This is a genomic window from Acinetobacter psychrotolerans (genome assembly GCF_048552595.1).
GTDB lineage: Bacteria > Pseudomonadota > Gammaproteobacteria > Pseudomonadales > Moraxellaceae > Acinetobacter.
Genome location: NZ_JBIMDK010000013.1, coordinates 1 through 26,482, shown reverse-complemented (window position 1 = coordinate 26,482; position 26,482 = coordinate 1). Strand labels below are relative to the sequence as shown.

The 26,482-nt window shown below is 35.4% G+C and carries 24 protein-coding genes and 1 pseudogene; 14 read left to right on the top strand and 11 right to left on the bottom strand.

The genetic code is table 11. From position 1 onward, the window contains the following. Positions 1–181: 181 nt before the first annotated feature. Positions 182–466, bottom strand: coding sequence for a peptidylprolyl isomerase (locus ACG94X_RS11825; RefSeq protein WP_419383924.1), 285 nt, complete (start codon positions 464–466; stop codon positions 182–184). Beyond that, positions 463–1,314, bottom strand: a complete 852-nt coding sequence (mutM, locus tag ACG94X_RS11820; protein WP_419383991.1) for a bifunctional DNA-formamidopyrimidine glycosylase/DNA-(apurinic or apyrimidinic site) lyase — start codon at positions 1,312–1,314, stop codon at positions 463–465. The genes ACG94X_RS11825 and mutM overlap by 4 nt, the downstream gene beginning before the upstream one ends. A 533-nt stretch (positions 1,315–1,847) precedes the next feature. Here mutM and ACG94X_RS11815 point away from each other — a divergent pair. The 4 genes from ACG94X_RS11815 (at position 1,848) to ACG94X_RS11800 (ending at position 7,484) form a co-directional block, all read left to right on the top strand. Continuing rightward, positions 1,848–3,143, top strand: a complete 1,296-nt coding sequence (locus ACG94X_RS11815; protein ID WP_419383923.1) for a carbohydrate porin — start codon at positions 1,848–1,850, stop codon at positions 3,141–3,143. A gap of 22 nt (positions 3,144–3,165) precedes the next feature. Beyond that, positions 3,166–5,289, top strand: coding sequence for a TonB-dependent receptor domain-containing protein (locus tag ACG94X_RS11810; RefSeq protein ID WP_419383922.1), 2,124 nt, complete (start codon positions 3,166–3,168; stop codon positions 5,287–5,289). A gap of 19 nt (positions 5,290–5,308) precedes the next feature. Further along, positions 5,309–6,454, top strand: a complete 1,146-nt coding sequence (locus ACG94X_RS11805; protein WP_419383921.1) for an NADH:flavin oxidoreductase/NADH oxidase — start codon at positions 5,309–5,311, stop codon at positions 6,452–6,454. A gap of 106 nt (positions 6,455–6,560) precedes the next feature. Beyond that, positions 6,561–7,484: an AEC family transporter gene (locus ACG94X_RS11800; protein WP_419383920.1), complete on the top strand. Its 924-nt coding sequence runs from the start codon at positions 6,561–6,563 to the stop codon at positions 7,482–7,484. Between the two features lie 53 nt (positions 7,485–7,537). Here the strand turns inward: ACG94X_RS11800 and ACG94X_RS11795 are convergent, their stop codons facing one another. The 5 genes from ACG94X_RS11795 to ACG94X_RS11775 form a co-directional block, all read right to left on the bottom strand. Further along, entirely contained in the window at positions 7,538–8,359 is an 822-nt protein-coding gene (locus ACG94X_RS11795) for a tetratricopeptide repeat protein (RefSeq protein ID WP_419383919.1), read from the bottom strand. Between the two features lie 214 nt (positions 8,360–8,573). After that, positions 8,574–9,281 (bottom strand): DsbC family protein, encoded by a 708-nt coding sequence (locus ACG94X_RS11790; RefSeq protein ID WP_419383918.1) that lies wholly within the window; start codon positions 9,279–9,281, stop codon positions 8,574–8,576. Between the two features lie 102 nt (positions 9,282–9,383). Next, positions 9,384–11,123 (bottom strand): DKNYY domain-containing protein, encoded by a 1,740-nt coding sequence (locus ACG94X_RS11785; RefSeq protein ID WP_419383917.1) that lies wholly within the window; start codon positions 11,121–11,123, stop codon positions 9,384–9,386. 109 nt (positions 11,124–11,232) lie between these two features. Further along, complete coding sequence (locus ACG94X_RS11780; protein WP_419383916.1) at positions 11,233–11,553, bottom strand: low molecular weight protein tyrosine phosphatase family protein; 321 nt, start codon at positions 11,551–11,553, stop codon at positions 11,233–11,235. Further along, on the bottom strand, positions 11,550–11,810 hold the full coding sequence (locus tag ACG94X_RS11775) for a hypothetical protein (RefSeq protein ID WP_151957175.1): 261 nt from the start codon (positions 11,808–11,810) through the stop codon (positions 11,550–11,552). Before ACG94X_RS11775 ends, ACG94X_RS11780 begins: the two co-directional genes overlap by 4 nt. A 175-nt stretch (positions 11,811–11,985) precedes the next feature. Here ACG94X_RS11775 and ACG94X_RS11770 point away from each other — a divergent pair, with 175 nt between their 5' ends. Both ACG94X_RS11770 and ACG94X_RS11765 read left to right on the top strand, forming a co-directional pair. Further along, positions 11,986–12,231, top strand: coding sequence for a hypothetical protein (locus tag ACG94X_RS11770; RefSeq protein WP_419383915.1), 246 nt, complete (start codon positions 11,986–11,988; stop codon positions 12,229–12,231). A 356-nt stretch (positions 12,232–12,587) separates the two neighbouring features. Further along, positions 12,588–13,766 carry a PQQ-dependent sugar dehydrogenase gene (locus ACG94X_RS11765; RefSeq protein ID WP_419383914.1) on the top strand — a complete coding sequence of 393 codons (1,179 nt, stop codon included), beginning with the start codon at positions 12,588–12,590 and terminating at the stop codon, positions 13,764–13,766. A 43-nt stretch (positions 13,767–13,809) separates the two neighbouring features. On the opposite strand, the gene ACG94X_RS11760 is transcribed toward ACG94X_RS11765, so the two are convergent. Continuing rightward, a complete protein-coding gene (locus tag ACG94X_RS11760; RefSeq protein WP_419383913.1) occupies positions 13,810–15,564 on the bottom strand; it encodes an NACHT domain-containing protein in 1,755 nt (584 codons plus the stop codon). 67 nt (positions 15,565–15,631) lie between these two features. After that, positions 15,632–16,354, bottom strand: a complete 723-nt coding sequence (gene ygfZ / locus ACG94X_RS11755) for a CAF17-like 4Fe-4S cluster assembly/insertion protein YgfZ (protein ID WP_419383912.1) — start codon at positions 16,352–16,354, stop codon at positions 15,632–15,634. 237 nt (positions 16,355–16,591) lie between these two features. Between ygfZ and acnD the strand changes: the two genes are divergently transcribed. From acnD to ACG94X_RS11740, 3 genes and pseudogenes are all read left to right on the top strand, one after another. Continuing rightward, positions 16,592–19,210 (top strand): Fe/S-dependent 2-methylisocitrate dehydratase AcnD, encoded by a 2,619-nt coding sequence (gene acnD, locus ACG94X_RS11750; RefSeq protein WP_419383911.1) that lies wholly within the window; start codon positions 16,592–16,594, stop codon positions 19,208–19,210. Positions 19,211–19,284: 74 nt separating this feature from the next. Next, positions 19,285–19,853, top strand: a pseudogene (locus tag ACG94X_RS16970) (DUF8370 family protein); the annotation flags it as partial. Positions 19,854–19,925: 72 nt separating this feature from the next. Continuing rightward, complete coding sequence (locus ACG94X_RS11740) at positions 19,926–20,708, top strand: DUF8371 domain-containing protein (protein WP_514131872.1); 783 nt, start codon at positions 19,926–19,928, stop codon at positions 20,706–20,708. Between the two features lie 271 nt (positions 20,709–20,979). On the opposite strand, the gene ACG94X_RS11735 is transcribed toward ACG94X_RS11740, so the two are convergent. Then, the gene (locus tag ACG94X_RS11735; RefSeq protein ID WP_419383908.1) at positions 20,980–21,258 is read right to left on the bottom strand and encodes a hypothetical protein; all 279 of its coding nucleotides are present in this window, start codon (positions 21,256–21,258) and stop codon (positions 20,980–20,982) included. A 391-nt stretch (positions 21,259–21,649) separates the two neighbouring features. On the opposite strand from ACG94X_RS11735, the gene ACG94X_RS11730 reads away from it, so the two are divergent. The 5 genes from ACG94X_RS11730 (at position 21,650) to ACG94X_RS11710 (ending at position 25,036) form a co-directional block, all read left to right on the top strand. Continuing rightward, positions 21,650–21,811 carry a zinc ribbon-containing protein gene (locus ACG94X_RS11730; RefSeq protein ID WP_419383990.1) on the top strand — a complete coding sequence of 54 codons (162 nt, stop codon included), beginning with the start codon at positions 21,650–21,652 and terminating at the stop codon, positions 21,809–21,811. A 205-nt stretch (positions 21,812–22,016) separates the two neighbouring features. Further along, entirely contained in the window at positions 22,017–22,592 is a 576-nt protein-coding gene (locus tag ACG94X_RS11725; protein WP_419383989.1) for a DUF4126 domain-containing protein, read from the top strand. 373 nt (positions 22,593–22,965) lie between these two features. Next, positions 22,966–23,673, top strand: a complete 708-nt coding sequence (locus tag ACG94X_RS11720; RefSeq protein WP_419383907.1) for a hypothetical protein — start codon at positions 22,966–22,968, stop codon at positions 23,671–23,673. Positions 23,674–23,879: 206 nt separating this feature from the next. After that, on the top strand, positions 23,880–24,341 hold the full coding sequence (locus ACG94X_RS11715) for a hypothetical protein (RefSeq protein ID WP_419383906.1): 462 nt from the start codon (positions 23,880–23,882) through the stop codon (positions 24,339–24,341). Between the two features lie 242 nt (positions 24,342–24,583). Next, positions 24,584–25,036, top strand: coding sequence for a hypothetical protein (locus ACG94X_RS11710; RefSeq protein ID WP_419383905.1), 453 nt, complete (start codon positions 24,584–24,586; stop codon positions 25,034–25,036). A 608-nt stretch (positions 25,037–25,644) separates the two neighbouring features. Here the strand turns inward: ACG94X_RS11710 and ACG94X_RS11705 are convergent. Next, entirely contained in the window at positions 25,645–26,178 is a 534-nt protein-coding gene (locus ACG94X_RS11705; protein ID WP_419383904.1) for a GTP-binding protein, read from the bottom strand. Between the last annotated feature and the right edge of the window lie 304 nt (positions 26,179–26,482).

The following is a 26,482-nucleotide window of genomic DNA, read 5'->3' as shown; positions in this document are numbered from 1 at the left end:
TTAATGACATTTTAAAATAAATTTAGTGAGGTTGTTTATACTCAAGTATGTTCTATATATGAATGTTATGATTTTCATGATTAGAGAGAGGTAGATATATCTATTTGATTAATAGATATATCTAAGTACGGGGAAACAAGGAGAGGTTGTTAACCCCTCGGTAAGAATGTGAAGCGCTAAATTAAAAATCCATCCGAAATTTAATTTCCAATAAATGAAAACCAAATTGGCTTTTAATCGGACCATGTAGTTGACGTTCAGCCAAACTGAAAACTGCTTTATCAATCACAGCAACCAATTGTCCTTTTTTGACTTCACCTAATTCACCACCTTTTTTAGCAGAAGGGCAGGTTGAATATTGTTTAGCAACTTTGGCAAAGTCGGCACCATCGGAAATTTTCTTTTTAAGCTGATCCGCCAAATCTTTTTCTTTGACGAGAATATGTCGAACAATAGCAGTTTTCATTTACTTTTTCCTCGTAGTTTTTTCGGAGCAGCTGTTACTTGTTTTAACGGTTGGCACTGTGGGCAGAATACACTGGCCCTTTGTCCTAGCTTTAAATTTTCCAATGTGGTTTCGCAGTTCACACACATTTCACCTGCTCGACCATAAGCCAATAAGGTTTGTTGGAAATAACCATTTTCACCCATAGCATTGCTATAGTCTTTTAGTGTTGAGCCACCTAAATCGATGGCTTGTTTTAAAATACGTTTAATTTCCACAACCAATTTTTGAACTTGATCTGTAGATAAACTTGAAGCAGCTTGAGCAGGATGAATGCCTAAATTAAATAAACTTTCAGTGGCGTAAATATTACCGACACCGACCACAATATGATTGTCCATAATGGCAACTTTCGCAGCGACACTTTTATTTTTTAATTTATCTGCTAAATAATTTGCATCAAATAAATCACTGAGTGGTTCAGGGCCGAGTGTATCAATCAATTTTACTTGGCTTTCTGCGTTGAGCCAAATGATGCAACCAAACCGTCTTGGGTCATGATAACGCAATTGAATATCTTCAAATTGAATAATGAGATGGTCATGTTTTCTTAGTTCTTCATGCCCATCACAGATTCGAAAACTGCCCGACATACCTAAATGCCATAACATGCTATGTGTTTCAAATTCAGCCAAAATGTATTTGGAACGACGGCTCAGCTTGATAAGCTTTTGCCCTTTTAATTTGTGAATATCTTCTGGAATAGGCCATCTCAATCGAGACTCACGTACTTGAATATCAATAACTTTTTGATTGATTAAGGGTAACAAGCTGTTTTTAGTTGTTTCAACTTCAGGTAGTTCAGGCATGACATCATCAAAATGCAAGGCAGTGCCTATATTGTATTGAAGAATGTGAATGGTATAAAGCATGAAAGGTTGAGTGTTGAATATTTCATTTAAAAAAGTGATTTAAAATTTATGCTTCAAGATACTCATTTAAAATACTAATTCAATGTATTCATTCACGGATCAATGTAAAATACTAATTCAATGTATTCATTCACGGATCAATGTAAAATATTCATGGAAGTATTTGTCAAAATGAATGCGTATTCACAATGCTTATCTTTTTGATATTTGATAATAACTATTTGTTATTGATCATAAAGTAAATTGATAAAAAAAAGTTTTTAAATGTATAAAAATAATCTGATGGTTATCTATGAAAAAAAGTGTAAATTTCTAGTGAATTATCAACATATAAGCATCTTGAGATTTATATATTTTGGGATATGTAGTCGCGTTAATACAAGATTTTTCTATTAATTTTAAATAGCTTGTTTAAATAATTTGACTCATTTTTATGTTTTAACAGCCAATTCTTCGATTTAGGTTTTCCCATGAAAAAAATTGCTCATTCACTCTTGGCAATCACTATTTGTACCATGATGTCCCCAGCATTTGCTGAAGATGCGTTTGATTTGAATGGAACAACCATGACAGGTGACTGGAATGGTACACGTACAGAGCTCGCCAATCAGGGTGTGAAATTTGATGGCACGATTGCAATGGATAGTTCCTACCTTGCGGACGGTGGATATGATGCACACCAAGCGCCAACTTTTGCGACACAATTTGGCTTGGGCACAACTTTAGATATGGAAAAATTGGCAGGTTGGAGTGGTGTGATTGTTCGTGCATTGGTTACGGCTCGCCAAGGTGAAAGTACGTCTTTACGCGGCATCCAAGCGTCAGATGCACCACAATGGGCAAACTCTCAAGCCAATTGGGGGCGTGGTAATTCGGGTAGCCGTTTGAGTGAATTGTATATTGATAAAAAGTTTGATTCAGGCTGGGGCATCCGTGCAGGTCGTATGGGTCTAGGAACTGAATTTAATACGATGGCTTGTGATTTTCAAGGCAATGCATTCTGTGCAGCACAAATGGGGAAATGGCAAGGCAAGCTTTGGTATAACACACCTGTATCACAGTGGGGGGGGCGTGTTAAATATCAGTTTAATCCTGAATTATTTGCTCAAGTGGGTGTATTTGAATATAACCCTGAAAATGCTTTAGAGCGCAAAGGTTGGAATTTAGACACTAAAAATGCAGATGGCGTAAATCTACTTTCAGAAGTTGTTTGGTCACCTAAACAAGGTTTAAATAATTTACCGGGCAGTTACCGTTTTGGTACGTTGTATAACACGGCAGATGAAGCAAAAAACCAATATGATGTTGCTTATAAAGCAGGAACTCATGGCGAAGACCGTACCTATGGTGGTTGGGTTGCATTTGAACAGCAATTGACTTCTACAGGTGAAGGTAAACGAGGTTTACATAGCTTTGGTAACTTTACTGTACATGACCGTACTACAACCGCTGTCAACGATTCACAACAATTAGGTTTGAAGTACTACGGCTTATTTGAAGGTCATTCTAATGATATTTTAGGTTTGGCTGTAAATCGTGTGCATTTGAATGATCGTTATATTAATTATGTGAATAATAGCCGTCTTGGTACAAATTCAAGACAGTTGAATGAAGATGCGGAGTATAATCTTGAGTTGAATTACTCATATTACCCAACCAAATGGTTCATGCTTCGCCCGTTAATTCAGTATGTTGTACATCCGGGTGCGACCAATCAAGTTGATAATGCTTTGGTTGTTGGTTTGGGGTCTAAAGTTATTTTCTAAACGCAATCATAGGAAGCCGCATATGCAAAGAGTGAAAAATTTTAATATTAAAACGACACTACTTTGCTTAACGGCATGTATCGCACAAAATATTTATGCTGAATCGGATTCTCAGGATTCCATTCAGCAACTTCCAACTATTAAAGTAGAAGCAACGCGCTCAGATAGCAATCTATTGAATACGCCTGCATCGGTTTATCGTATAGAACAATCACAAAATCAAAATAATATCGATGTGAATCTCACAGAAACACTAAAAGGTGTACCAGGTCTACAGCTCAATAATCGTGAAAATTATGCGCAAGATTTGCAATTGTCTATGCGTGGTTTTGGCGCACGTTCGACTTTTGGGGTACGTGGGATTCGTCTTTATGTCGATGGGATTCCTGCGACGATGCCAGACGGACAAGGCCAAACTTCAAATATTGATTTAACGAGCTTAGATCATATTGAAGTGCTTGGTGGGCCCTTTTCATCACTGTATGGAAATTCCTCTGGGGGGACTATTCTCACCACGACCAAAGAAGGAACAGGGCGTGATTCGGTCGAGTTAGGATATTCAGGTGGCAGTAATAATAAAGGCCGCGCTGACATCACCTTACAAGGTGGTGCAGATAAAGCCAATGAACCGAGCTATGTGATCAGTTCTTCTTATTTTGATACTGATGGTTATCGTGACCACAGTGCCGCAAGAAAAGTGTTGAGCAATGCCAAACTCACGTGGGACTTAGATGATGGCTCTAAGATCAATTGGCTGATCAATCATGTGGATATTTCCGCTGATGATCCACAAGGTTTGACTCGTGAGCAATGGAAGCAAAATCCTAAACAGGTCAATGACAGTAAAAATATCTATGACGTTCGTAAAGATATTAACCAAACACAGACAGGTATCAATTGGACTAAGCCCCTGAATGATCAACAAGAGCTTTATAGTATGGCTTATATTGGTCATCGTGAAGTGACTCAATACCAGTCTATTCCAAGTTCTGCTCAAAAGAATCCACGCCATGCAGGTGGGGTGATTGATTTCGAAAGAGATTTTTATGGTGCTGATTTACGTTGGACTGGCAAAGACTTATTACCGAATACACGGATCAGTGCTGGCTTGGCTTATGATGCGATGAATGAAGATCGTCAAGGGTATGAGAATTTTAATGCCAAGGGTGAATATGGGGTAAAAGGTAATTTACGCCGTGATGAACGAAATACTTTATGGAATTTAGATCCATATTTACAAGCAGCTTGGCAATTTTTGCCGACTGTACGTCTAGATACAGGGTTACGCTATAGCAATGTCCATTATGAGTCGAAAGATCACTATATCATTGGTTTGAATGGCGATGACAGTGGTCAAACCGATTATAAAAAACTGCTCCCATCAGCTGCCTTTACCTGGGAAGTTAGCCCAGATCTCAGTACTTATATCAGTTATGCCAAAGGTTTTGAAACACCAACCTTTACCGAAATGGCCTATCCAACAGAAGGAACGGCAGGGATTAACTTTGCGCTTAAACCTTCAACCAGTGATAACTATGAGCTTGGTTTAAAAGCACAAAATCGTCTAGGTAATTTTACCGCCGCAGTTTTCCAAAGTAATACTCAGGATGATATTGTTTCTGCGGGAACACTCAATGGACGTGCAACCTATCAAAATGCAGATAAAACACTGCGCCAAGGTGTGGAACTGTCATGGAATAAAAAGCTGTGGAAGAATTTAACGGCTCAAGCCAGTTATAGTTTCCTTGATGCAACATTTGATGCAGACATTCCCAACACAGATCCTAAAAAAGTCATCCAAAGTGGCAATTACATTCCCGGAATTGCAAAAAACCAAGCCTTTGTATCTTTCGGCTGGTTACCTGAGCAGGGCTTTAATGCAGGTGTAGATGTTCGATATATGGATAAAATCTATGTGGACGATCTCAATACAGATACTGCACCAAGTTATACAGTAACCAGTATGAATGTCGGTTATATCTGGAAAAACAACGATTGGAAAGTTCGTAGTTTTGCTCGAGTCGATAATTTATTCGATAAAAATTATGTCGGTTCAGTCATTGTAAATGATGGTAATAGTCGATTCTTTGAACCTGCTGATGGTATTAACTGGAGTGCAGGACTCAGTGTCACCAAACAGTTCTAATTCATTGGGAAAATAATTTATGTCTGCTCAACCAAAGTTATTTGAATCTATTCAATTTGGTTCACTCTCCCTCAGCAATAAAATTATTATTGCACCAATGTGTCAATACTCGGCAACAGATCAGGGTGAAGTGACCTATTGGCATGAACAACAATGGGCAAATTACGCTTTGTCAGGCGCGAGCTTATGTATTATTGAAGCAACAGCGGTTCAAGCCGAAGGGCGGATCAGTTATGCCGATGTGGGACTTTGGAATGATACACAACGAGATCAAATCAAGGCTTTACTCAATAAGGTAAAAAGCATTGCTCCAACACCTTTTGCTATTCAGCTTGCGCATGCAGGTCGTAAAGCTTCGACTGAAAAGCCTTGGTTGGTGAAGCAGGGGAAAGGTCAGATTGCGCCCGATCATGCACACGGATGGCAAACTGTATCAGCCAGCGATATTGCTTTTAGCCCGAATGATATTGCCCCGCATGAATTAACCATTGATGAAATTAAAACAATCATTCAAGACTTTGCGCAAGCGGCGATTCGTGCAGTAGAAGCAGGATTTGCATTGATCGAAATTCATGCTGCACATGGGTATTTATTGCATCAATTTATGTCGCCATTGTCTAACCATCGTACAGATGAATATGGTGGAAGCTTTGAAAATCGTATTCGTTTTACCTTAGACGTTTTTCAAGCCATTCAAGCAGTTGTACCAAAAGATTATCCACTTGGCGTGCGTATTTCTGCGACAGATTGGATGGATGCAGAAAATAGTTGGAATATTCAATCGAGTATCGATTTATCGAAAGCTTTGGAACAGATTGGTGCTGTTTATATCCATGTTTCTTCGGGTGGATTGCATGTGCAGCAAGATATAAAAATTGGTGAAAATTACCAAGTTCCTTTTGCACAAGCGATTAAAAAACAAGTGAATATTCCAGTAATTACTGTGGGCTTGATTACAGAAGCTGAGCAAGCAGAGTATATTCTTCAAAACAATGAAGCAGATGCAATCGGTTTAGCGAGAGCGATTCTTTATGATCCTCGTTGGGTTTGGCATGCAGCAGCAAAACTAGGTGCTCAAGTTGCAGTTGCACCGCAATTTTTACGTTGCCAACCTCATGGTTTAAAAGATTTATTTACCGTTTTCAAAATGGATCATGAGCTTTAATTTGAGTAATTGTAAATAGATTATTCCTTTAAAGTATTATCGTTTTTACAGATTATCTTTTAGCATAGAAACTTGATATCAAATTTTAAGACAAGGACAGATTTGGGTGATTTTTTCGGTAATTTTTCCAGTATTCTTCTTGTTGTTTTTAGGCTTTATTTCGGTTCGTATCCAACTGATTAGCAAAGAGCAGATTCATGCACTGAGTGCTTTTGTCATTAAAATTGCTTTACCTGCACTTTTATTTCACGCTTTAGCATCTAAAGATTTACATGAAATTTGGTATCCTTCTTATTTCTTTATCTATGCGGGAGTAACCGCTTTTTTATTCATCATGGCATTTGTCATTGGAAGAAAAGTATTTGCAAACTCATTTACCCATGCTTCGATTTATTCGCATGGCGCATCAATGTCCAATACAGGCTTGTTAGGTGCTGCAATATTGACATTGTTGATGGGCAATGAAGCGATGATCTATCTCTCATTAGTGGTTATTATCGAGAGTGTTTTCCTTATTCCTACAGTATTAGTACTTGCCGAATTAGGGCGACAAAATCAAGCAGATCTAACTGCAATTTTAAAAAGTACATTTGTGACTTTATTTAAAAATCCGTTATTTTTATCTGTTGTGCTAGGTATGAGTTGCGCCATTTTTCAAGTTCAAATTCCTCAAACCCTTGATCAGGTTTTTGCCATGTTGGGGCAAACTGCTTCACCATTGGCCTTGTTTATTATTGGTGGGGGAATGGTGGGACTGACGATTCAATCTGTTAATTTGCAAACGGTTTATTTGGTTGTTTCTAAAAATATTGCTATGCCAATATTGGTCTATCTAGGACTCAGTTATTTCACTGATTTAGAAAAAAAAATGATTTATGCAGGCACACTTATTGCTGCATTGCCGATGCCTTCCATATTTGGCATATTTGGTCAAATTTATGGTTTAAATGAGAAAGCTTTAACACCACTGATGATTAGTACCATTTTTAGTTTTGTTGTTATTAGTGTTTTGATTGGTCTTTGGTGGTAAAAATACTCTCCGTAGAGAGTATTGGTTGGCTTTAATTTAAATAGTATTCAAAATTACTTTTTAGCAGCTGGTGTAGTCGCAGGTACAGCAGGTTTTTTAGCTTGTTTGGCAATTAACTGATTAACAACCTCCAAAGATTCTTTCGCTTTAGGCACATTTTGCTTAGCAAGCATGGTGAAAATTTTCTGAGCTTCAGGCAAGTTTTGGTCGATGATATTTCCATTAGTCATCATGTTGCCTAACGCCATTATTGCGGGAATATAACCATTTTTTGCTAATTCTTGAATAGACATTAAGCCTTGTTGGATCGTTGTAGCATTCTTAGTTTTTAAACCTTGAGTAATGTCGTAGACGGCTTTTATATGAATTGCAGGAAGAAAATTTTTCTTGATCAGTGGGTCAAGTTTTTGTAAGGCTAATTTATCCGACGCAGGTTTACTTTCTGCAAATAACAAAACGGCTAATTCTACTGTTGCATCATCAAAACCTTGAGCAGATGATTTTTCTAAGTATTCTCGTACTTTCTTCTCATCTTTAGCTAAACCTAATTGCCCAGTCGCATAGCCTTGAGCCAAAGTATAACTCGCAAAAGAGTAACCTTTTTCCGATGAGTCTTGATAATATTTCAACGCCTTTTTTTCATTTTTAGCAGTGCCTTGCCCTGTTTGTGTTAGAAATCCAAGGTTATATAAGGCTTGAGCATTTCCAGTCTGTGCAAGTCTATCCAGTTCTTGAAAAGCAGCAGTATAATTTTTTGCTTGAAGCAGTTCTTGAGCCTTAGCAAAAGCAGGATCTAAGTTACTTTTAGCTGCGTCGCTAGCGAATACGCTTGCGCAAGATAAACTAAGTAGGGTAGCTAAGAGGATTTTTTTCATTTTGAGTTTTTACCTTTTTTAATCTGAACATCAATCCATTTGTGTCCAAATAACACTGTTGACTATGTGTTTTATCATAAATTGAAAATTGTAAATGTAAATATATTACGTGTAGTCGAAAATGCAATTTTGTCTTAATACGCTACTTTTATACATAAATGAAGGCATTTACAATTGAAAAGCGAAGATCAACTTATAATCTTCGCTACTTTCTTTATTTCACTGCTTGTAAAAGTAATTCAATTTCACCTGTACTACGAATACCTGAAATACGGCTACCATCTTGTAAGAACAAGGTGGGTGTTCCATCGATAGCTAATGTGTGAGCCAGGTGAATGTTCTTTTCAATCGGAGTTTCACAGCTTTTAACATTTAATGGCTTAATTTTATTAAGCACATAATTTTGCCAAACTTGATATTGTTCTTTGGAACACCACACTTGATTGGCAATGGTTGATGCGTTTGGATGCAGCTTGGTAATTGGATATAAAAATAAATAAATGGTTAAGTTATCGACATTTTTTAATTCTTTCTCGAGACTTTGGCAATAAGGGCAGTCTGGATCACTGAACAAATATATAACCCGTTCACCTTTGCCTTTAACGTGTTTGATGGCTTGGTTTAATGGTAGTGATTTGACATCGATACTTGTTAAGACTCGCTCACGTTCTTCGGTAATATTTTTTTGTTCTTTTAAATCAATTAAGTTACCTACAAAAAAGTATTTTGCATCCTCATTGGTATAGACAATTCGTCCACCCATATATACTTCATAGATATCTTTAACAGGTGAGTTATTTACAGATTTCACTTTAATATCAGGGAAATTATTTTTTAGATTTTGTTGTACCATCTGAATATCCGCATGGGCAGTAGTCAAAGTCATCAAACTTAGGGAAAGGATAGACAGCCAAGTTTTCATGGTTTTACTCAATAATATTTTCGGCTTATTTTGCGCTTGAACAGGGTTCAAAATATATTGAGATCATGTAATTGCCAATGCGATATTCAGTTGATACCACGCTTAATTTCGTATTGTATTCTGGATACCATGGCGTGTTAACTCATTTCTGAGTTGTTGGATATATTGATTTAATTCTACTTGTGAGTCACTCCGTAAACGTAATTGCGTACTAAAATTAAAAATTCTGCTGCGTTTTCCATTGCGCTGTAAAATTTGAAAGTGCCCAATATATCCTCCATTCGCTGTTGTCATACGAGTACTAAATTCAACGCGTGTGACCTGATCTAGAGGATAAGAGGTCATCATCAAATTACTGACGATTAGTTTATTATTGCGTATATAAAATGGGGCAAAATTTAAATTGAACCGTTTAAATATCCACATCAGCATACTAAAAATTGCCACGAAAATGATCGGAACCAACAAACCCCAATATTTGTCTGAGCGGTTAGTTGTCTCTATCTCAAGCAATTTTGTGTGTTTGGCTTCAACCATCTTTTGCTCATCAATCCACTGTCGAATATCGTCAGTGCGTGGTTGAGTTCTCAGTAAATTTCGAATCGTTTGTGGGTCACGAATACGATAAATCGTGGCTTTGACTAGTTGGCTATTTCCTAACTGATCAAAATAGTAAAACGCATTGCCATTTTTCCATACACTGCCATAGTTATAATTCACATCCCCAAGTTTTTGCCATGTGGATTGAAGTGGTTCAGCTAATTTTAGAATATGGGTGGATTTGGAAGAGGCAGATCCTTTATTACTGCGATATTCACTGGCTTGTAGATAGAGAAGCTGTGTGCCATCAGAAAAAATCAGCGGTGCGATTTCTTTAAATGCTTTTCCTAAAAACGGACTATCACCTGCGCGACGCATTTTTTTCTTATTCAGATCAAAATAATAAATACCCGTGTCGTTATAAAACAAAGCATGGTTAATGTGATCGCCATGTTCGCTTAAGAGATGATAGGGGGCGTATTTGGGATCAAAGGCAAATTCGTTGACATAGACCATACCATCGACAGGATTGAGCAAATAATATTGGTTATTTAAACTGTCTATTTCAATACTATAAAGTTTTCCATTGTCTTTTAAATCGAGCAGGGTGTTGTTGTAATAGACGTTTTTTCCATCCACTCGATAGGCATAGTTACGTTCACCTAAGACAAGTTTTAGATGGTTTGAATTGGCTCCTGAAAGTAATTTCCCTTGAAAATAGGTGGATGTCCCATTACTTGCCGTATCATTTTCGGAATTAACACGATAAGGCAGATTGCCTGATTCAAGTTTAAAATAGGGGTAGAGATAACTTTGTGGTTTTGAACCTAGGGCAAAATTTTGTTGCATGATTTGCCATACTTCTCGAAGCGCACTTAAATCCTTATTTCGTTCGGTGGAGGGGGAGCAATACCAAGTGTCTTTTCCAGCAGTAAAATAACCATCCCCAATAGTCTTCACCTGTTGAGGTTGCACATCTTTTAGGAGGATATTGCCACAATAAACATACAGTTTATCTGCACCTAGTTGTCGGTATTGGTAATCATTATTAGGTAAATAAAAACTTTGAACATCTGCTTCTGGGATCAAATAATCACCATTACTGGGTACAGCGGCATAGATTTGGTTGTTATATTTTTGAAATATCCCATGTTTTTCTGTAGTCGCCGTAAAAGGAATATCATCAGAATTTGAGTCAGAAAATCTAAATATAAAACTAAAGCTGAATAGAAACGCGCATATCACCAAGATAAGCGTGAAGGTTTTAAGGATAGAAAATACTTTTAGTGGATTCTGCATCATTTATTTTATTGTTAAATATTGATCGGGTTGAGTTATGGAAATTTAAGGTTGTTTTGTTATCACTTTAGTGATGAATTGGTCATATTGATTGATGATAACTACTTTATCATTAAGGCAAATAGGGTTGCATGGCCTCTGTTAAAATTTCAATTAATTCTTCATCCATATAGTGATAATCATCTGGAATATCCAATACCATGATTTTTTTATGTTGTAACTGGTTGGGGAATTTCTCTTTGATATTTTGTTTATGTTTTTGCTCCATGACAAAAATCATATCTGCCCAGATAATATCTTTGACAGAAATACGATGTTTGGCGTGTTTACTTGTTCCAGCGGAACGTGTGGAAATACCATAGCCCACTGCAAAGACACGCTCGGCAGTGGGGCTACGCCATTGGTTACGACTACAAATAAAAAGGGTATTCAATCAGCAGTCTTCCAAAAATCATATTGTGCTTGTTTTCGTCTTTTGGCAGAAGAAATACGTGGATATTCAATTCTTAATTGTTTAGAGCGAGATCTTTTTAACGATCTGTTCCAAAGTAATTTCCAGTCTTTTTCTGGTTTCCAAAGGGTTGATGTATTTCTGCAATCTCGACCACGGTGTAAATAATTTACCTTACGTCTCCAAGCGCGATTGCGGTTTAATTCATTTTCAAAATAATATTGTTGTGTAATGTCCATAGATAAAACTCATGAGTTGATCGGGTTCAGCAGCCGCGATAACACATGATTGGGCTATTTTATAAGTATTTATCTGGGTAAACAAGCCGAATGATTTTGATAATGTTTATTTAGGGCCATTTAAACGGTAATTAAAAGGGTATAATTCTGGCTAAATAGAACGTGTGAGTAGACGATGTTTATTAAAGGCATTAGGCGTAATTATGACAAAGTCAGCCAAGATGACAGTATTGCAGATGAAGATAAAATTGATGCTTTATTGATAAAATTGGGCGGCGAATTTTTAGTGAGTAAGGAAGACCGTGTTTATATCTTCCAAAATGGTGATTTAATCACAAAATTTGATGCCAAACATGCTCGTGCATTTCACTTTAAAGATTATTTGTGTAAAGACATGAATAAATTATTTCATGGGTTTTGATATCTATTAAAAATTAGTGAACTGTTCAACTGGGTTATAAAAATACTTTAAGCACTTGGATGAGCCCTCTACCGATGTATTAATGGTGGTTAGGGCTTTCTAAAGTAATATTTTTTGTATGTTATTATTTTTTTTTAAGTTCGGTTTTTTGATGCTTCGTGTGTGCCATAAAACGAGAGTGAATGCATTAATCCACTACAACGATACTTTCTGGCTAAAAACAATATAAAATAATGGCTTGTATCTAGATGGTCTTTGTATTTTTCTAGCAAAATTATTTGACTATATACTCGTGCTTCAAGTTATATAATATAAAAAAGAAGGCTGTTTTTCCTAAGATTAATCGAGACGTATCTATGATGAAAGTACTGTCAATCTTATTCATAAGTTTAGTTTGTTCAATGGGGATTTTAGCTCAACAGCCAAATCTTGTGCCTCAGCAGGTTAAGTTAAAAAATGGGAAGCGCTTTTCTTTAAATCTTCCAGCAAATTACGAAATTATTCCAGCGGCTGAGGGCTTAAAGCGAGTTCGTTTTTTTAGCAAAGCTCCTGATGGCAGAATGTTTGTAACAGATATGCACGATTTGACTGATAATAAAAAAGGCATCGTTTATATTTTGGATGAATGGAACCCTGAAACGGGAAAATTCGGCAAAATTATTCCTTATATGACGGGTTTAAAGAACCCAAATTCAGTTCAATTTTATACAGATTCTTCAGGACAAGATTGGTTGTATTTAGCGGAAACCAATCAATTGACCCGACGAAAATTTACAAAAGGCGAAACAAAATCAACCGCTAAATCCGAAGTTTTAGCGACTTTTCCAGATTACGGTTTAAGCTATAAGTATGGTGGTTGGCATCTAACACGGACAATCGCAGTCGGTGGGAACGGGAAAATTTATGTCTCCGTTGGCTCAAGTTGTAATGCTTGTGTTGAGAAGGAAAAAGTTCGAGCGACCGTTTTAGAAATGAATCCTGACGGCTCGGAGCAAAAGATTTATGCAACAGGCTTACGTAATGCTGTTGGTTTGAAATGGATAGGTAAATTTTTATTTGCTACCAATCAAGGTGCAGACCATTTAGGTAAAAATAAGCCTGATGAAACGTTTTATGCGCTCAAACGTGATGCTGATTATGGTTGGGCTTCATGCTATTCGTCGAATGGAAAAATTGTTGCAGACCCAAAATTCAAACGTCCGTCAGGTTGTAAAAATGTATTTCCTCCTTACGCCTATTTCCCTGCACATTCATCGGCACTTGGTTTCGATTATTTTGATCATCCCAATACAGATGACATCATCAAAAATTCTTTTTTAGTCGCTTTACATGGTTCAACTGATGTAGTGATTGGTCATGGTTACAAAATTGTCATTATGCGTAAAGGTCAAAAACTTGAAACCTTTATGGATGGGTTTTTAGTGGGGAAAACAGTGAATGGTCGCCCTGTAGATATTTACCGTATTGATGAAAATTCATTTTATTTTTCAGATGATCGGGTAGGTGTAATTTATTATGTGAGACGGAGAGAATAAAAAAGTCAAAGCTTAAACTTTGACTCTTTGTAGATGAAAAAATTTACAAATCATCAAAATCATCATTCGAAATCTCATTTTCCTTATGTTTTATTAATTGAATAAGTCCATAATAGATATTTATAAAATTCCCCCACATGTTTTGTATTTGTATATTATCTTGTATTTCTTCAATTAAATTGATGGTTTCAATTTCTTGAATTGAATATTCCATATTAACTTCCTCAATCTCCCACTTTTTTACCCATCGGCTGCGTTGGTAGATGACTTTATCTATAATTTCATATATATATGTGTGATATGAGTAAGGGTATTGATTAATTAAATCAAAGATTTCTCTACGTAATAAAAGAATATTATTATTATCTTGCTCGCAAATTTGAAAAAGATTAGCAATTTTCAATGGTACAATATTTTTTTTAATATCTATTATATCTATATCTATATCTAGAAAGGTTAAGTATTTTTCTATTTCTTCTTTTAAATAATATTTATTAAAATAATAACTGTTTAGAGATTTAAGAAATTTCAAAATGTTCATATTCTTTAAGGTTGGAGTTAATTTTTTTGCATTATTTTCACTTAAATTACTTGCAAAAAAAGCTACATAAAATTCAAAAATACTTCTATGAATGAATGTGTGGTTTGTACCATCTTTAATAATCAAACAAAGATAATTGCAAAAGTCGTTCAAAACTTGTTGAGCTGAACACTCTTTAATTTCAAGCTTATTAAGGCAGACATTCAATATTTTAGTTATTTCAACGCGATCAAATGATGTTTTATCAATTCTGTAACATTCAAAACAAAATCGTTCAAAAATTTTTTCTAATTTTTCTTGAGAAAGCTCAGATAAGCTTTTTCTTATAAAACCACCTTTTGTTCTGTCATGAGTTACTGCAACAACCTCAAAAAGGTTTTTATAAAAACTCGTAATATTTTCAGGAGGTGTAAAATCATTATTAAATTTTTTTATATATAAACCGATCATTAAAGGGGTAGTTAGAATTTTTTTTATTTCAGGGGTACTATTTTCTATTGAGCTAATAAGAATTTTTCTATTATCAAAGTCAGGAACTAGAATATTAATTAGTTCTTTTTGATCACTCTCATCATATGGATTTACACTAAATGATTCAAAGTAATTAGAAAATTTAATATCATGATCTGGTCTACTGCTTACAATAACTTTTAATTCTTTATAATCTAATGAGAAATTTTCAATAGTGGAGAAAGTGTCGAGTATATAATCTTTGCTAATCTCATCAAAAGCATCTAAAAATAAGGATACTTGACCTGATTGTAATATATATTTAATTTGCTCATCAGTAATACAAGATGCCCAAGATGAAATTTTCTCTTTAATTAGTTGATTTAAATTTTTCTCTTTTGAAATGTTTTTTAATTCTATAAAAATGGGAATACGTTGATTACATTCAGGTTCTTTTAAGGCTAAATATCTCATAAAAATAGATTTTCCTTGTCCAACAGTAGCTTCTAATAAAATACTGTGATCAGTTGGAATTTCATTTAATGATTTTATTTTTTTTATACCATCTTTAGTAGTAACCCATGGAAGGTAGAAAAAACTATTAATGTCTACAGGTTTATCTGCTCCTGTAAAAAGTGTTTTTACAGAGCCTATTTTTTCAATAGAGTCTACAAGTTGTTGATTGTTTATTGAAAAATTTTTTGATTTAAAGCGTTTAGAAAATTCAGCTGTAAGTAAAGAATTTAAATTTTTCGCGATTTCAGTGAAAATTGGTCTAAGTAGTAATAATGTTATTGGTTCTGCCATGATTTATTCGTTATAAAGCTCACTATTGTGAGCTAATATAACAACAATTCATAAATAAGTTAAACAGTTACTGCGGTCTCGCCACATCACCACTTAAGCTTTCAGGCAATACTAAAACAGTCACTTCTAACTCTTCTAAAGCTTCTGGGCGAGCGACGACTAAAGCTAAATAACCATTTTCAATCGCTGTACTATTCACCACCTGAACACCTTTATTCAATTGTTCGGCTTGTGCAGGCGCAGCACCTGAACCTTGAATTGCATGTAACCAAGCTTTCGGTTTTGCCTTAAACCAAAGACGAGCAATGACTTCCTGCCCCAAATAACAACCCTTGTCATAATTGATAGCACCACGTTGATGCAGACGTAATTCCTGAGGTTGGAATACACCTTCAATCGCTTGATTAATATAAGCTTGACCCGTTCGAATCGCAGTAATTTCCCAAGCGGAAATATCTGTGCTTTTGGCAGAAAAGTCAGTAGTAAGCGCATTTGTTATAGGGGAAACTGCTCCGGTTTCTTCAAGCTTCATTCTAGAAAATGCACCATATTTTTTAATATGTTTGGCAAATTCTTCCGCTTGGTCTTGTGTGGTCACTATTTCCAAATGTTCAGGATTCAGTTTTTTTAACCATAAACCAAAATGGATGCGTCCCTTTAAATCACAAATAGCTGTGTATTGAGTAACATTTTCAGCCAAAGCTTCAACATTAACAGTTACTTGACCTTGTAGAAATTTAATGGCATCCACACCGATTAATGTGAATGAGGAGAATGCTAAGTCGCTCATAAATAACTCACTTGTGTCAAATCTAATACTAAAGAATTAAAGCTATTTTCCGCTATTTTTCTAAAAAAAGCTCAATTCAGGAAAATAACTTGTAGAAGTTGTTACTAAATGTTGCTAAAACCCCTATTTTTATACTTAACCATATGAAATATAAGAGATTTGGGAAATAGCTTTTCGGCAGTGTACTATTCCAAGCATAAACATGCAGTACACAATGATGCAAGAGGCACATACCCAATGAATAACAACTATCGTAAACCCCTGCAAGGAACCCAGCTCGAATACTTCGATGTGCGTCAAGCCATAGAAGATGTCCAGCCAGGCGCATATGCAAAACTTCCATATACATCAAAAGTATTGGCTGAACAATTGGTTCGTAAATGCGACCCAGCCATTCTTGAACAGTCTTTAAAAGAATTGATTAACCGCAAACAAGACCACGATTTCCCATGGTATCCAGCTCGTGTAGTGTGCCATGACATTCTTGGACAAACAGCGCTTGTTGACCTTGCAGGTCTGCGTGATGCGATTGCAGAGCAGGGTGGTGACCCATCTAAAGTCAATCCAGTTGTTCCTACACAGCTGATTGTCGACCATTCACTTGCAGTGGAATTCGGTGGTTTCGACCCAGATGCTTTTGAAAAGAACCGTGCCATTGAAGACCGTCGTAACGAAGACCGTTTTCACTTCATTGAGTGGACAAAAACAGCGTTTGAAAATGTTGATGTAATTCCTGCGGGCAATGGCATCATGCATCAAATCAACTTGGAAAAAATGTCTCCAGTGATTCAAAACCGTGGTGGCGTGGCGTATCCAGATACGTGCGTAGGTACAGATTCACATACACCACATACCGATGCTTTGGGCGTGATCTCGATTGGTGTTGGTGGTTTAGAAGCTGAAAATGTGATGTTAGGTCGTGCGTCTTGGATGCGTCTTCCAGACATCATTGGTGTGGAGTTTGTTGGTCAGCGACAAGCAGGTATTACCGCTACAGATATCGTTTTGGCATTAACTGAATTCCTACGTAAAGAACGTGTAGTCGGTGCGTATTTAGAATTCTTTGGTGAAGGCGCAGATAGTATGTCTGTGGGCGATCGTGCGACGATTTCTAACATGACCCCTGAATATGGCGCAACTGCGGCAATGTTCTACATCGACCAAAACACCATTGATTATCTGACTCTAACAGGTCGTGAAGCAGATCAAATCAAGCTTGTAGATACTTATGCCAAAGAAATCGGTCTTTGGGCAAGCGATATGAAAGCTGCGGAATATCCTCGTGTATTACGTTTCGATCTTTCAACAGTAACTCGTAACATCGCAGGACCTTCGAACCCACATGCACGTGTATCGACTGCTGACTTAAAAGCAAAAGGTATTGCAGGTAATTTAGATGCTGCTCGTGCGCAAGAAGCGGAAGGTTTAATTCCTGATGGTGCGGTGATTATTGCCGCAATTACATCATGTACTAATACTTCTAACCCACGTAATACCGTTGCAGCAGGTTTGCTTGCTCGTAAAGCGAATGAGTTAGGTTTAATTCGCAAACCGTGGGTGAAATCATCTTTTGCACCGGGTTCTAAAGCCGCTGCTTTATATCTTGAAGAAGCAGGTGTTCTAACGGATTTAGAAAAATTGGGCTTTGGTATCGTAGGGTATGCATGTACAACGTGTAACGGTATGTCGGGTGCGTTGGATCCAAAAATCCAAGAAGAAATTATCGAACGTGACTTGTATGCAACTGCGGTACTTTCGGGTAACCGTAATTTCGATGGTCGTATCCATCCTTATGCAAAACAAGCATTCTTGGCTTCTCCACCGTTAGTGGTGGCTTATGCGATTGCAGGAACCATTCGTTTTGACATCGAAACGGATGCATTGGGTAACGACAAAGATGGCAATCCAATTTACTTAAAAGACATCTGGCCGTCGGATGAAGAAATTGATGCTTTGGTGAAAGTTGCAGTTAAGCCTGAACAATTCAAAAAGATTTATATTCCAATGTTTGATTTGGGTGTGAATGCGAAATCTGAAAGTCCGTTGTACAACTGGCGTCCGCAAAGTACCTATATCCGCCGTCCGCCGTATTGGGAAGGTGCTTTGGCAGCTCCACGTACTTTGGCAAATATGCGTCCACTTGCAATTTTGGGTGACAATATCACCACGGACCATTTGTCTCCATCAAATGCAATTGTATTGGACAGTGCATCAGGTGAATATTTGAAAAAAATGGGCGTACCCGAGGAAGACTTTAACTCTTATGCAACGCACCGTGGCGATCATTTGACTACTCAACGTGCAACATTTGCGAATCCTAAACTGTTCAATGAAATGGTGGTTCGTGCTGACGGTACGATCAAGCAAGGTTCTAAAGCACGTGTTGAGCCTGAAGGCGAAGTAATGCGTATGTGGGAAGCGATTGAAACTTATATGAATCGTAAACAACCGCTGATTATCATCGCAGGTAAAGATTACGGTCAGGGTTCGAGCCGTGATTGGGCTGCCAAAGGTGTGCGTCTTGCAGGTGTTGAAGTGATTGTTGCGGAAGGTTTTGAGCGTATTCACCGTACGAACTTGGTGGGTATGGGCGTGTTACCGCTTGAGTTTAAAGCAGGCGTTGACCGTAAAACTTTGAAGTTAGATGGTACTGAGTTGTATAGTGTGATTGGTAATATTGCACCGCGTTCGACTTTAACTTTAGTGATTGAGCGTGCGACTGAAGACGGTAAGAGTGAAATTGTTGAAGTTGCTGTAACGTGTCGTTTAGATACCGAAGAAGAAGTGCATGTGTATGAAGCGGGTGGTGTGTTGCAACGCTTTGCACAGGATTTCTTGGAAGGGAATGTGGCTTAATACTTTAGCTGAAAGTTATTGATATTGTTTTAAAAAGACCCTACTGTTAAGTGGGGTTTTTATTGGTAAGTAAAATGACAATTAGTTTTTCAGATTCATATAATATTGATTTTAGTGTTTATGATTCATTAGGGGCTTTAGATCCAATTTTGGGTATTGATACAAGATTGTTTATAGACCCTTTATTAGTTAAAAATACAAAAATTCCTGAATTTAAAAGTGCATCAAATAAAATTGAAAAATACTTTGAAAGAATTTTGAGATTATTAAAAGCAAGTAAATTAGAAAATGATTTATTTTGGAATAGAGCTGTTGAACAATTTAAGTCTAGTGAGATTAATGGACTTTCAATTGGTTACGGAAAGGATAATGAAGGAGGAGGTGGAATTGGAAAGATAAAAAAATAGAAATTTTAAGAAATCTAAAACTAATATTAGAAGCTGGCACTGACGATCCTACAATATTTGAGTTGATAGGTGGTTTTCAAGATGGGATTGGTCCAGATTTAATTAGTGATTTAATTTCAAATATTCTGATTGAGGAATTAATTGCTTATACACAAAGACTTTGTTCCCACTTTACAGTGTCACTTACTAAATTATCTTTCTCAAAAAATTATCCTAAGGCAGATTTACCTGAAAATAAAATAAATGGTAAATCAATAATTCTTGTCCCAAAAGAATTTTTGAGAGATTTACCAATTGCAGATAGTTTTATGGATATTGATTGGATTTGTAAGCATAATGAAGAGTTGAGAAAATATTTAAACTCAGTAATAGAAGGTTCATTTAAGAAAATAACGATTCAGGAACAAAAAGGGCATATTCGTAAAGCTATAATAGATGATCCTGAATTCTTGAAAGAAGTTCTAGCCGCTTACAAATCTGCACCACTTGAATATTATGATTTTTCAGATGATCCAACTGGAGAAACGATATGGTATCAAGCAACGAAAACTATAGCGAAAACATATCCATTAAATTTAAAATTAACTAATAATCCTTCGTTAGATGAAGTATATGTGTTAGTAGAGGAGATCTGTAAACATTTCAAAGTCTTAGTTGAAGATAATCAATTATGCACATTGTTATATGATAAAGATGGAAAAAGAAAACATGAGTCTGCTGCTCAACTTTTATTTTTTGGTATAGCTAATAGTTATTGCAGGGCTAATAAAATTGATTTAAGTCCTGAATCAGATGCAGGTAGAGGTCCTGTAGATTTTAAATTTAGTAGCGGGTCTGATAATAAGGTGCTTGTTGAAGTTAAGTTGACGTCTAATAGTAAATTAGCGAAAGGATTTACATCACAATTACCAATCTATTTAAAAGCAGAAAAGTCTTTAAAAGGTATTTATTTAGTTATTCATAATATGGAAATAAGTGATAAAAGATGGGAAGGTTTTATAAAACTCACAAATGAAAGCGGTCTAAAAAATTTAAAGATGATTGATGTGAATGCTATTCCTAAGGCTTCTGCAAGTATTGCGAATGAATAGTATATTTACAAAAGCATTTACTTAGCTTCATTAGCTTTACGATGGAGCCTGAAAAAGTTTGTTTGATTTATTAAAATATCAAAATTTTTGGTATTTCACCTTATAAAGAAGAGCGTTATAGAAATTAAATATTTATTAAGAAACTCATGCCCAAAAAATCCCCAAACAAAAAGCCGAAGAAAAAATGCTATATCGCTATAAGCGGTGCAGTTCATGCCATATTTCACAATATGTATATTGCTAATAATTACTTAGATAAACCCATCGAATATTAATTAATGCTAACGCGTGTCGTGATTTTAACCTTACGACAATCAGGATGACTCGTTGGAAGACTTTTAATTTTAAAATCATCAAAATATACTTTCCGATTTTGCATATCAAATTGCTCAGGTGTTTTAATTTCTAAACACTGAAAAGGGAGCAGACTGCTTAAAATTAGTTTTTGTGGTTCAGTCATTTTTTTAGTGGTCAAATAGACATAACCCTTGGTCGTTTTTAATAAAACAGCATCATTTTGTATTTCAGCAGAAGAAGTCAACTTTACCACATGAGTTTTCAAGAGCTTACATGAGCTACAAGTCAACGTGATCAATACCAAGAGTAAAATGTATTTTATTTTCATAAGACAAATATTTTCTGATTGTTAGTGAAGTAAATATGAAATTGATTTCATCTACAAGTACATAAAACACTTAAGAAACAAGAAATCATGTTTGGTAATGAAATCATGCTAAAGAGTTCAATGACGACATTAAGCAAACATGATACATCGTTAATTCGATTCATTTTTGACATTTTAAACGGAAAAAATATAAAACTGAGTCACAAAATAAATGTATGTGTGGTGAAATTTTTTATTATTTCTTGCAAAAATGACACCATTTTTATTTAAAATAACCAATAGACAAAGCTAAAAAAGTGTCTATACTTTATTCACCATTTCTAAAAACCTATGGAGAACAAAAATGGTTACTGCTGGTCAACAACCCGGAACAGGCTTCTATTTTTGTGTCAACTGCGGACATCGCACCTACTTAGAAATTGGTACAGATCGTTTACCCCCGTGTACCAAGTGCCTTGGCAATCAATTTAAAAAATAAAATTGCCTAAGCAAATCACTTAAACAGTTACCTGCTGTTTAAAATAAAGCCCTATCACTCGATAGGGCTTTTTGTTAATTTATAGGGAATAGAATTCTTTCAGCTAGATTTACATGCTCTTAAATACTTCACCTAAAAGAGAAAGAAAAGCAGCCAATGAAAGAAATCCAATAAAACTATAAAGAGAAGAGGCAGGGAAATAATGATAGAAACAATATTAGGACTATGTATTGGTATCGGCTTAAGTGCTGCCTGTGGTTTTCGTGTATTTGTACCATTATTAGTCATGAGTGTTGCAGCATTAATGGGTTGGTTTGAACCAATGAAAGGTTTTGAATGGTTAGCGATACCATCGGTTTGTGTGGCATTGGGCTTAGCAACTGTCTGTGAGATTGCAGCTTATTACATTCCATGGGTGGACAATGTTCTAGATACAGTTGCAACACCTGCGGCAATGATTGCAGGCACACTCACGACAATGGCAGTCAGCACTGGCGAAATGTCACAGTTTGCCAGTTGGGCAGCCGCGATTATTATTGGTGGTGGTACAGCAACAGCTGTACAAATGAGCACGGTTGCAGTACGTGGTGTATCTACAGCAACGACTGGCGGAATTGCTAATCCAGTAGTTTCAACCGTTGAATGGATTGGTGCTGTGATTGTCTCAATCATGGCAATGCTGTTACCTGTTTTGGTTGCGATATTGGTGGTTATATTTATCTTTTTAGCCGTTAGATGGATTAAGCGAAAACGACAAGAAATTGCATTCAATGCTTTATAAAATATTCATTCAAAAGGATTGAATCATTTAATCCTAACTTTTAAAAATCTTTAATATTTCAGGTGATCATGGCCAAATAAAGAACATTGGCTATGATTGTTTGGTAGTCAAATTCACAACTTTTATTTTGCTATTCTCAGTCTTTTTTATCATCGAATAAAAGACTTATCTTGTTAATTGGATTGGTTTAGATGACACTTTTAACTATACAAATTAAGCCAGTTTTCTATATAAATTTATGATGCTGAGATTTATTCATGAACTGCAAGAATCGATCATTGATACTCAATAAAATCTCCAAGAGTTTCTATTGAAACAGTGTTTATTAAAATCGTGCAGATAAAATGGTCTAAAAATTTAAAAATCAGGAAAGATGATGAAATTTAACACTCTTCTTATACTTATTACTCTATCAGCAACAATCACTGTATCTCAAATGAGTTTTGCCGAAACAGAACAGCCAACAGCAGAAGAAATTAAGCTACAAAAAGACAAAGTGAAATATAAGGCTTATATTCCTACCAAATACAATTTATTCGAAGCAATAGAGGGTGATTTAAATAAAGATGGGATTAATGATTTAGTGCTGATTGTCAAAGCGACAGACCCTAGCCAATGGGTCGATCATGAGTATCGTGGAAAACTAGATCGGAACCGCCGTGGCATTATTGTGCTATTGAATCAAAAAGGTACATATAAAAAAGTTGTGCAAAATCTTACTTGTTTTAGCTCGGAAAATGAGGAAGGTGGTGTGTACTATGCACCAGAATTATGGATTAACATTGAGAAAAATGTACTGCATGTTCATTATGGGCATGGTCGCTATGGTTTTTGGGATTACGCATTTAGATTAGAAGCTGAGGATCTACGTTTAATCGGATACGATGATTCAAGTAATCATGGCCCTTATGTAGAGAGTGAAACCAGTATGAACTTTTTAACAGGCAAAAAATTGGTTCGGGATAATATCAACAAAGATCCAGAAGGTGACCCTGTATTTAAAGAATTATGGAGTAAGTTCAATCGAGCACCGATGTATCTAACTGAAATCAAAGATTTTGATGAATTAATATTGCCTTGAGTGCTTATTTGTTTTTGTCGCTGTTTAAATCTCAAAATAATGTAAAAATTAATTAAAACTTCATCAAAATTTACATGGATAAATGTGAATCTGTTTCTAAAATAAGCGATAAGTTTTAATGGTTTAACAATAATAATTATTTTAAAACAAGGGGATAAGTGTTATTAATAATTCATAATATTAAAAACTCAAGGATGGGTGTAATCATGAAAATATTTGAAGTTGAAATTAGTTTACCTATGCAAAATGAATCATCGAATACAAAATCATTTGAAACGGGTGACATTAATCAAATTCAGGCAGCATTTTACAATATCAATTGGCGTCGTATTTTTTTGACTCAGATCCAATTACAAAATACTGAAACCTCATTTGCTGTAGTGGATACAGATACTCAGCAGTATTTACATATTCAATTGAATACGCAATCGACCAAAGCTGATCCAGTTTTCCAAATTGACAGTAATATTCAATTGGTGATTGAAAATAAAGAATTTCTAGGCTTTATTACTCGAAAAAAGAAATACGATGTGGTGTATAAAAATTTGAATCAAAATCAAGTATCTGAGCAATTGGGCTTATTTTTAAATGGACAGATTGAAAGTATGACGGATCAATATAAACAATTAGTTCATAAGAAAATGTTACAAGAACAGCGTTTGGTATAAACCGTTGCAAATGGATTGCATCGTTGGTTTGTATAAAAGCTTTACTGTGCGGATGCAATCCAATTCATGTGAATGGTTTAAATATATTCAAAATAAATAAAAATATCATTATTTGATATTAATTTATGAAATGTCGTTTAAAAATCAATTCATCAGTCATAAGTTCTTGATCCAAGTTTATGTTAATTATGCATAATATTGCTAAACTATAAAAATTCCATAAGGAAATGAGTTCCTAAATAATGAGTACATTTGATCTAGAAATTCAATCGCCCAATCATAGAGAAACAGATACAAATGATCTTATTCACAATGTAGATCATCAATATGTGATCGAGCGTTATGCCGCAATAAGTTGGCGACGACTTCGAGTGTTGCAACTGCAATTGAATGGTAAAAATGCGATTTTTAAAGTGATTCATTTAGCATCTAAGCAATATATCAGTATAACTTTGAATGCTTTTTCACAGTCTGAACAATTTGAATTTAAGATCGAAAGTAATATTCAATTGATTATTCCGCAACGTGAATTATTTGGGCTAATCACTCGGAAAAATAAAGAAATATTTTTGATTAAGCAGGGAACACTGGAGCAAGTAAATGATAGTCTCAATGCTTTTTTAAGCCAAAATATTGCAACATTAGAAAAAATTTATATGAATAGTCGAGTTAAAGCCGTTCAAGAAGCATCATAAATGCGCTGAAAGAGACTGTTTATCCTATTGGTCATTATTTATGTGGAAAGAGTCAATATTTTTCATTTTCATCATGTTTTATGAAATAAAAAAGCGGAATTTAGGCTATAAAGATAAAAAATTCTGATTTTTTTGCATTACAGGGAAAATTTTTCTAAAAATACTCGAAATGAGTGCATCTTAGGGAAATAATTCCGAAGCATATTGGTTAAAGTATATTTCAAGGGTGTGATGGGATCGAAGAGAGTAGCTTGCTGCCAGTTGCGTATAACGTGAGTGTAGTACTTACCCAAAAGGTCTCGATTCGGCTTAGGACGCTATAAACCAAAAGTTTATAGGCAATAGGGTTAGAACTTACAAAGTTTTAATAGTTGAAGTAAACCAACAGATGTTTTCCCTGACACCCTAAAAGATTTTAAATCAGGCTCTAGATGAGCAGAATAAAAACTAAAATATTTGATCATTAAAATAACAAGACTTACTCTAAACTTTCCTCACGAAATATCTTTTAAATAAATTCTCGATCATGCTTGAGATCAATGAAACATCTCATGCTTTATTTTCAAAAATGATCATAAGATTGAGTGTTTTAACGAAGTTAAATTGGCTTATAAATATTTAACTTCTAATGATGTAATGAGTGTTTCTAACAACAATAAAACATCAGATTTTTTACGAGCATCAATAAAAAATACAGGGAAGCTTAAATTCCGATCCATCAACCATTGGCGGTATTGGTGCGTTGATTTATTCATATCATCATCAATATGAGTGATGCCAATCACTATATTTTCACCATACTGTTTAAAAATATTGAGGTAGTAATCGAGTTCTTCTAGTGGCATTTTTAAACTATGATCAATTAATAAAATTGTACCAATTGCACCTTTGCAAATGACCCCCCACATAAAATCAAACCGACCTTGACCAGGTGTGCCATATAATCCAATTTTACTGCCATCATCTAATGTGACTTCACCGTAATCAATGCCAACTGTGGTATTGAGCTTTTTGTGACTCAAATCATCTGTATTAAAAGCTTCTGTTGCAAGAACAGGAACTTCTGATAATGATTTAATTGCTTCAGTTTTTCCTGCTCCCATAGAACCAGCAAATACAATTTTATACTTTTGAATAATCATCTATGAGCCTCATTTTAAAAATTGAATTTGTTTTTTAATTTACCGAAAAAACTTTTTAAAAAACCTTTGTTTTCAGTATGAGTATTGGTTTCAGGTGTTTTATCAAACTGACAGTCTTTTGCAGAAATTAATTCTGCATTTTGAATGACTAAATTTGCAGCGATAAAGTTTTGAACAGTTTTATTAGGAATATTCAGTTTATTTGAAACCTGGCAGAGTAAAACTTGAAGTGCGACATAAACCACCTAATTAATTTAAAGGGTTTATGGAGTATATAAAATTGTCATACCATCATCTTAACTTT

Coding starts and splice junctions, on each gene's coding strand:
- ACG94X_RS11825 (WP_419383924.1), bottom strand. CDS start 466: ATGAAAACTGCTATTGTTCGACATATTCTCGTCAAAGAAAAAGATTTG.
- mutM (WP_419383991.1), bottom strand. CDS start 1,314: ATGCCTGAACTACCTGAAGTTGAAACAACTAAAAACAGCTTGTTACCC.
- ACG94X_RS11815 (WP_419383923.1), top strand. CDS start 1,848: ATGAAAAAAATTGCTCATTCACTCTTGGCAATCACTATTTGTACCATG.
- ACG94X_RS11810 (WP_419383922.1), top strand. CDS start 3,166: ATGCAAAGAGTGAAAAATTTTAATATTAAAACGACACTACTTTGCTTA.
- ACG94X_RS11805 (WP_419383921.1), top strand. CDS start 5,309: ATGTCTGCTCAACCAAAGTTATTTGAATCTATTCAATTTGGTTCACTC.
- ACG94X_RS11795 (WP_419383919.1), bottom strand. CDS start 8,359: ATGAAAAAAATCCTCTTAGCTACCCTACTTAGTTTATCTTGCGCAAGC.
- ACG94X_RS11790 (WP_419383918.1), bottom strand. CDS start 9,281: ATGAAAACTTGGCTGTCTATCCTTTCCCTAAGTTTGATGACTTTGACT.
- ACG94X_RS11785 (WP_419383917.1), bottom strand. CDS start 11,123: ATGATGCAGAATCCACTAAAAGTATTTTCTATCCTTAAAACCTTCACG.
- ACG94X_RS11775 (WP_151957175.1), bottom strand. CDS start 11,810: ATGGACATTACACAACAATATTATTTTGAAAATGAATTAAACCGCAAT.
- ACG94X_RS11770 (WP_419383915.1), top strand. CDS start 11,986: ATGTTTATTAAAGGCATTAGGCGTAATTATGACAAAGTCAGCCAAGAT.
- ACG94X_RS11765 (WP_419383914.1), top strand. CDS start 12,588: ATGATGAAAGTACTGTCAATCTTATTCATAAGTTTAGTTTGTTCAATG.
- ACG94X_RS11760 (WP_419383913.1), bottom strand. CDS start 15,564: ATGGCAGAACCAATAACATTATTACTACTTAGACCAATTTTCACTGAA.
- ygfZ (WP_419383912.1), bottom strand. CDS start 16,354: ATGAGCGACTTAGCATTCTCCTCATTCACATTAATCGGTGTGGATGCC.
- acnD (WP_419383911.1), top strand. CDS start 16,592: ATGAATAACAACTATCGTAAACCCCTGCAAGGAACCCAGCTCGAATAC.
- ACG94X_RS11740 (WP_514131872.1), top strand. CDS start 19,926: ATGGATATTGATTGGATTTGTAAGCATAATGAAGAGTTGAGAAAATAT.
- ACG94X_RS11720 (WP_419383907.1), top strand. CDS start 22,966: ATGATGAAATTTAACACTCTTCTTATACTTATTACTCTATCAGCAACA.
- ACG94X_RS11715 (WP_419383906.1), top strand. CDS start 23,880: ATGAAAATATTTGAAGTTGAAATTAGTTTACCTATGCAAAATGAATCA.
- ACG94X_RS11710 (WP_419383905.1), top strand. CDS start 24,584: ATGAGTACATTTGATCTAGAAATTCAATCGCCCAATCATAGAGAAACA.
- ACG94X_RS11705 (WP_419383904.1), bottom strand. CDS start 26,178: ATGATTATTCAAAAGTATAAAATTGTATTTGCTGGTTCTATGGGAGCA.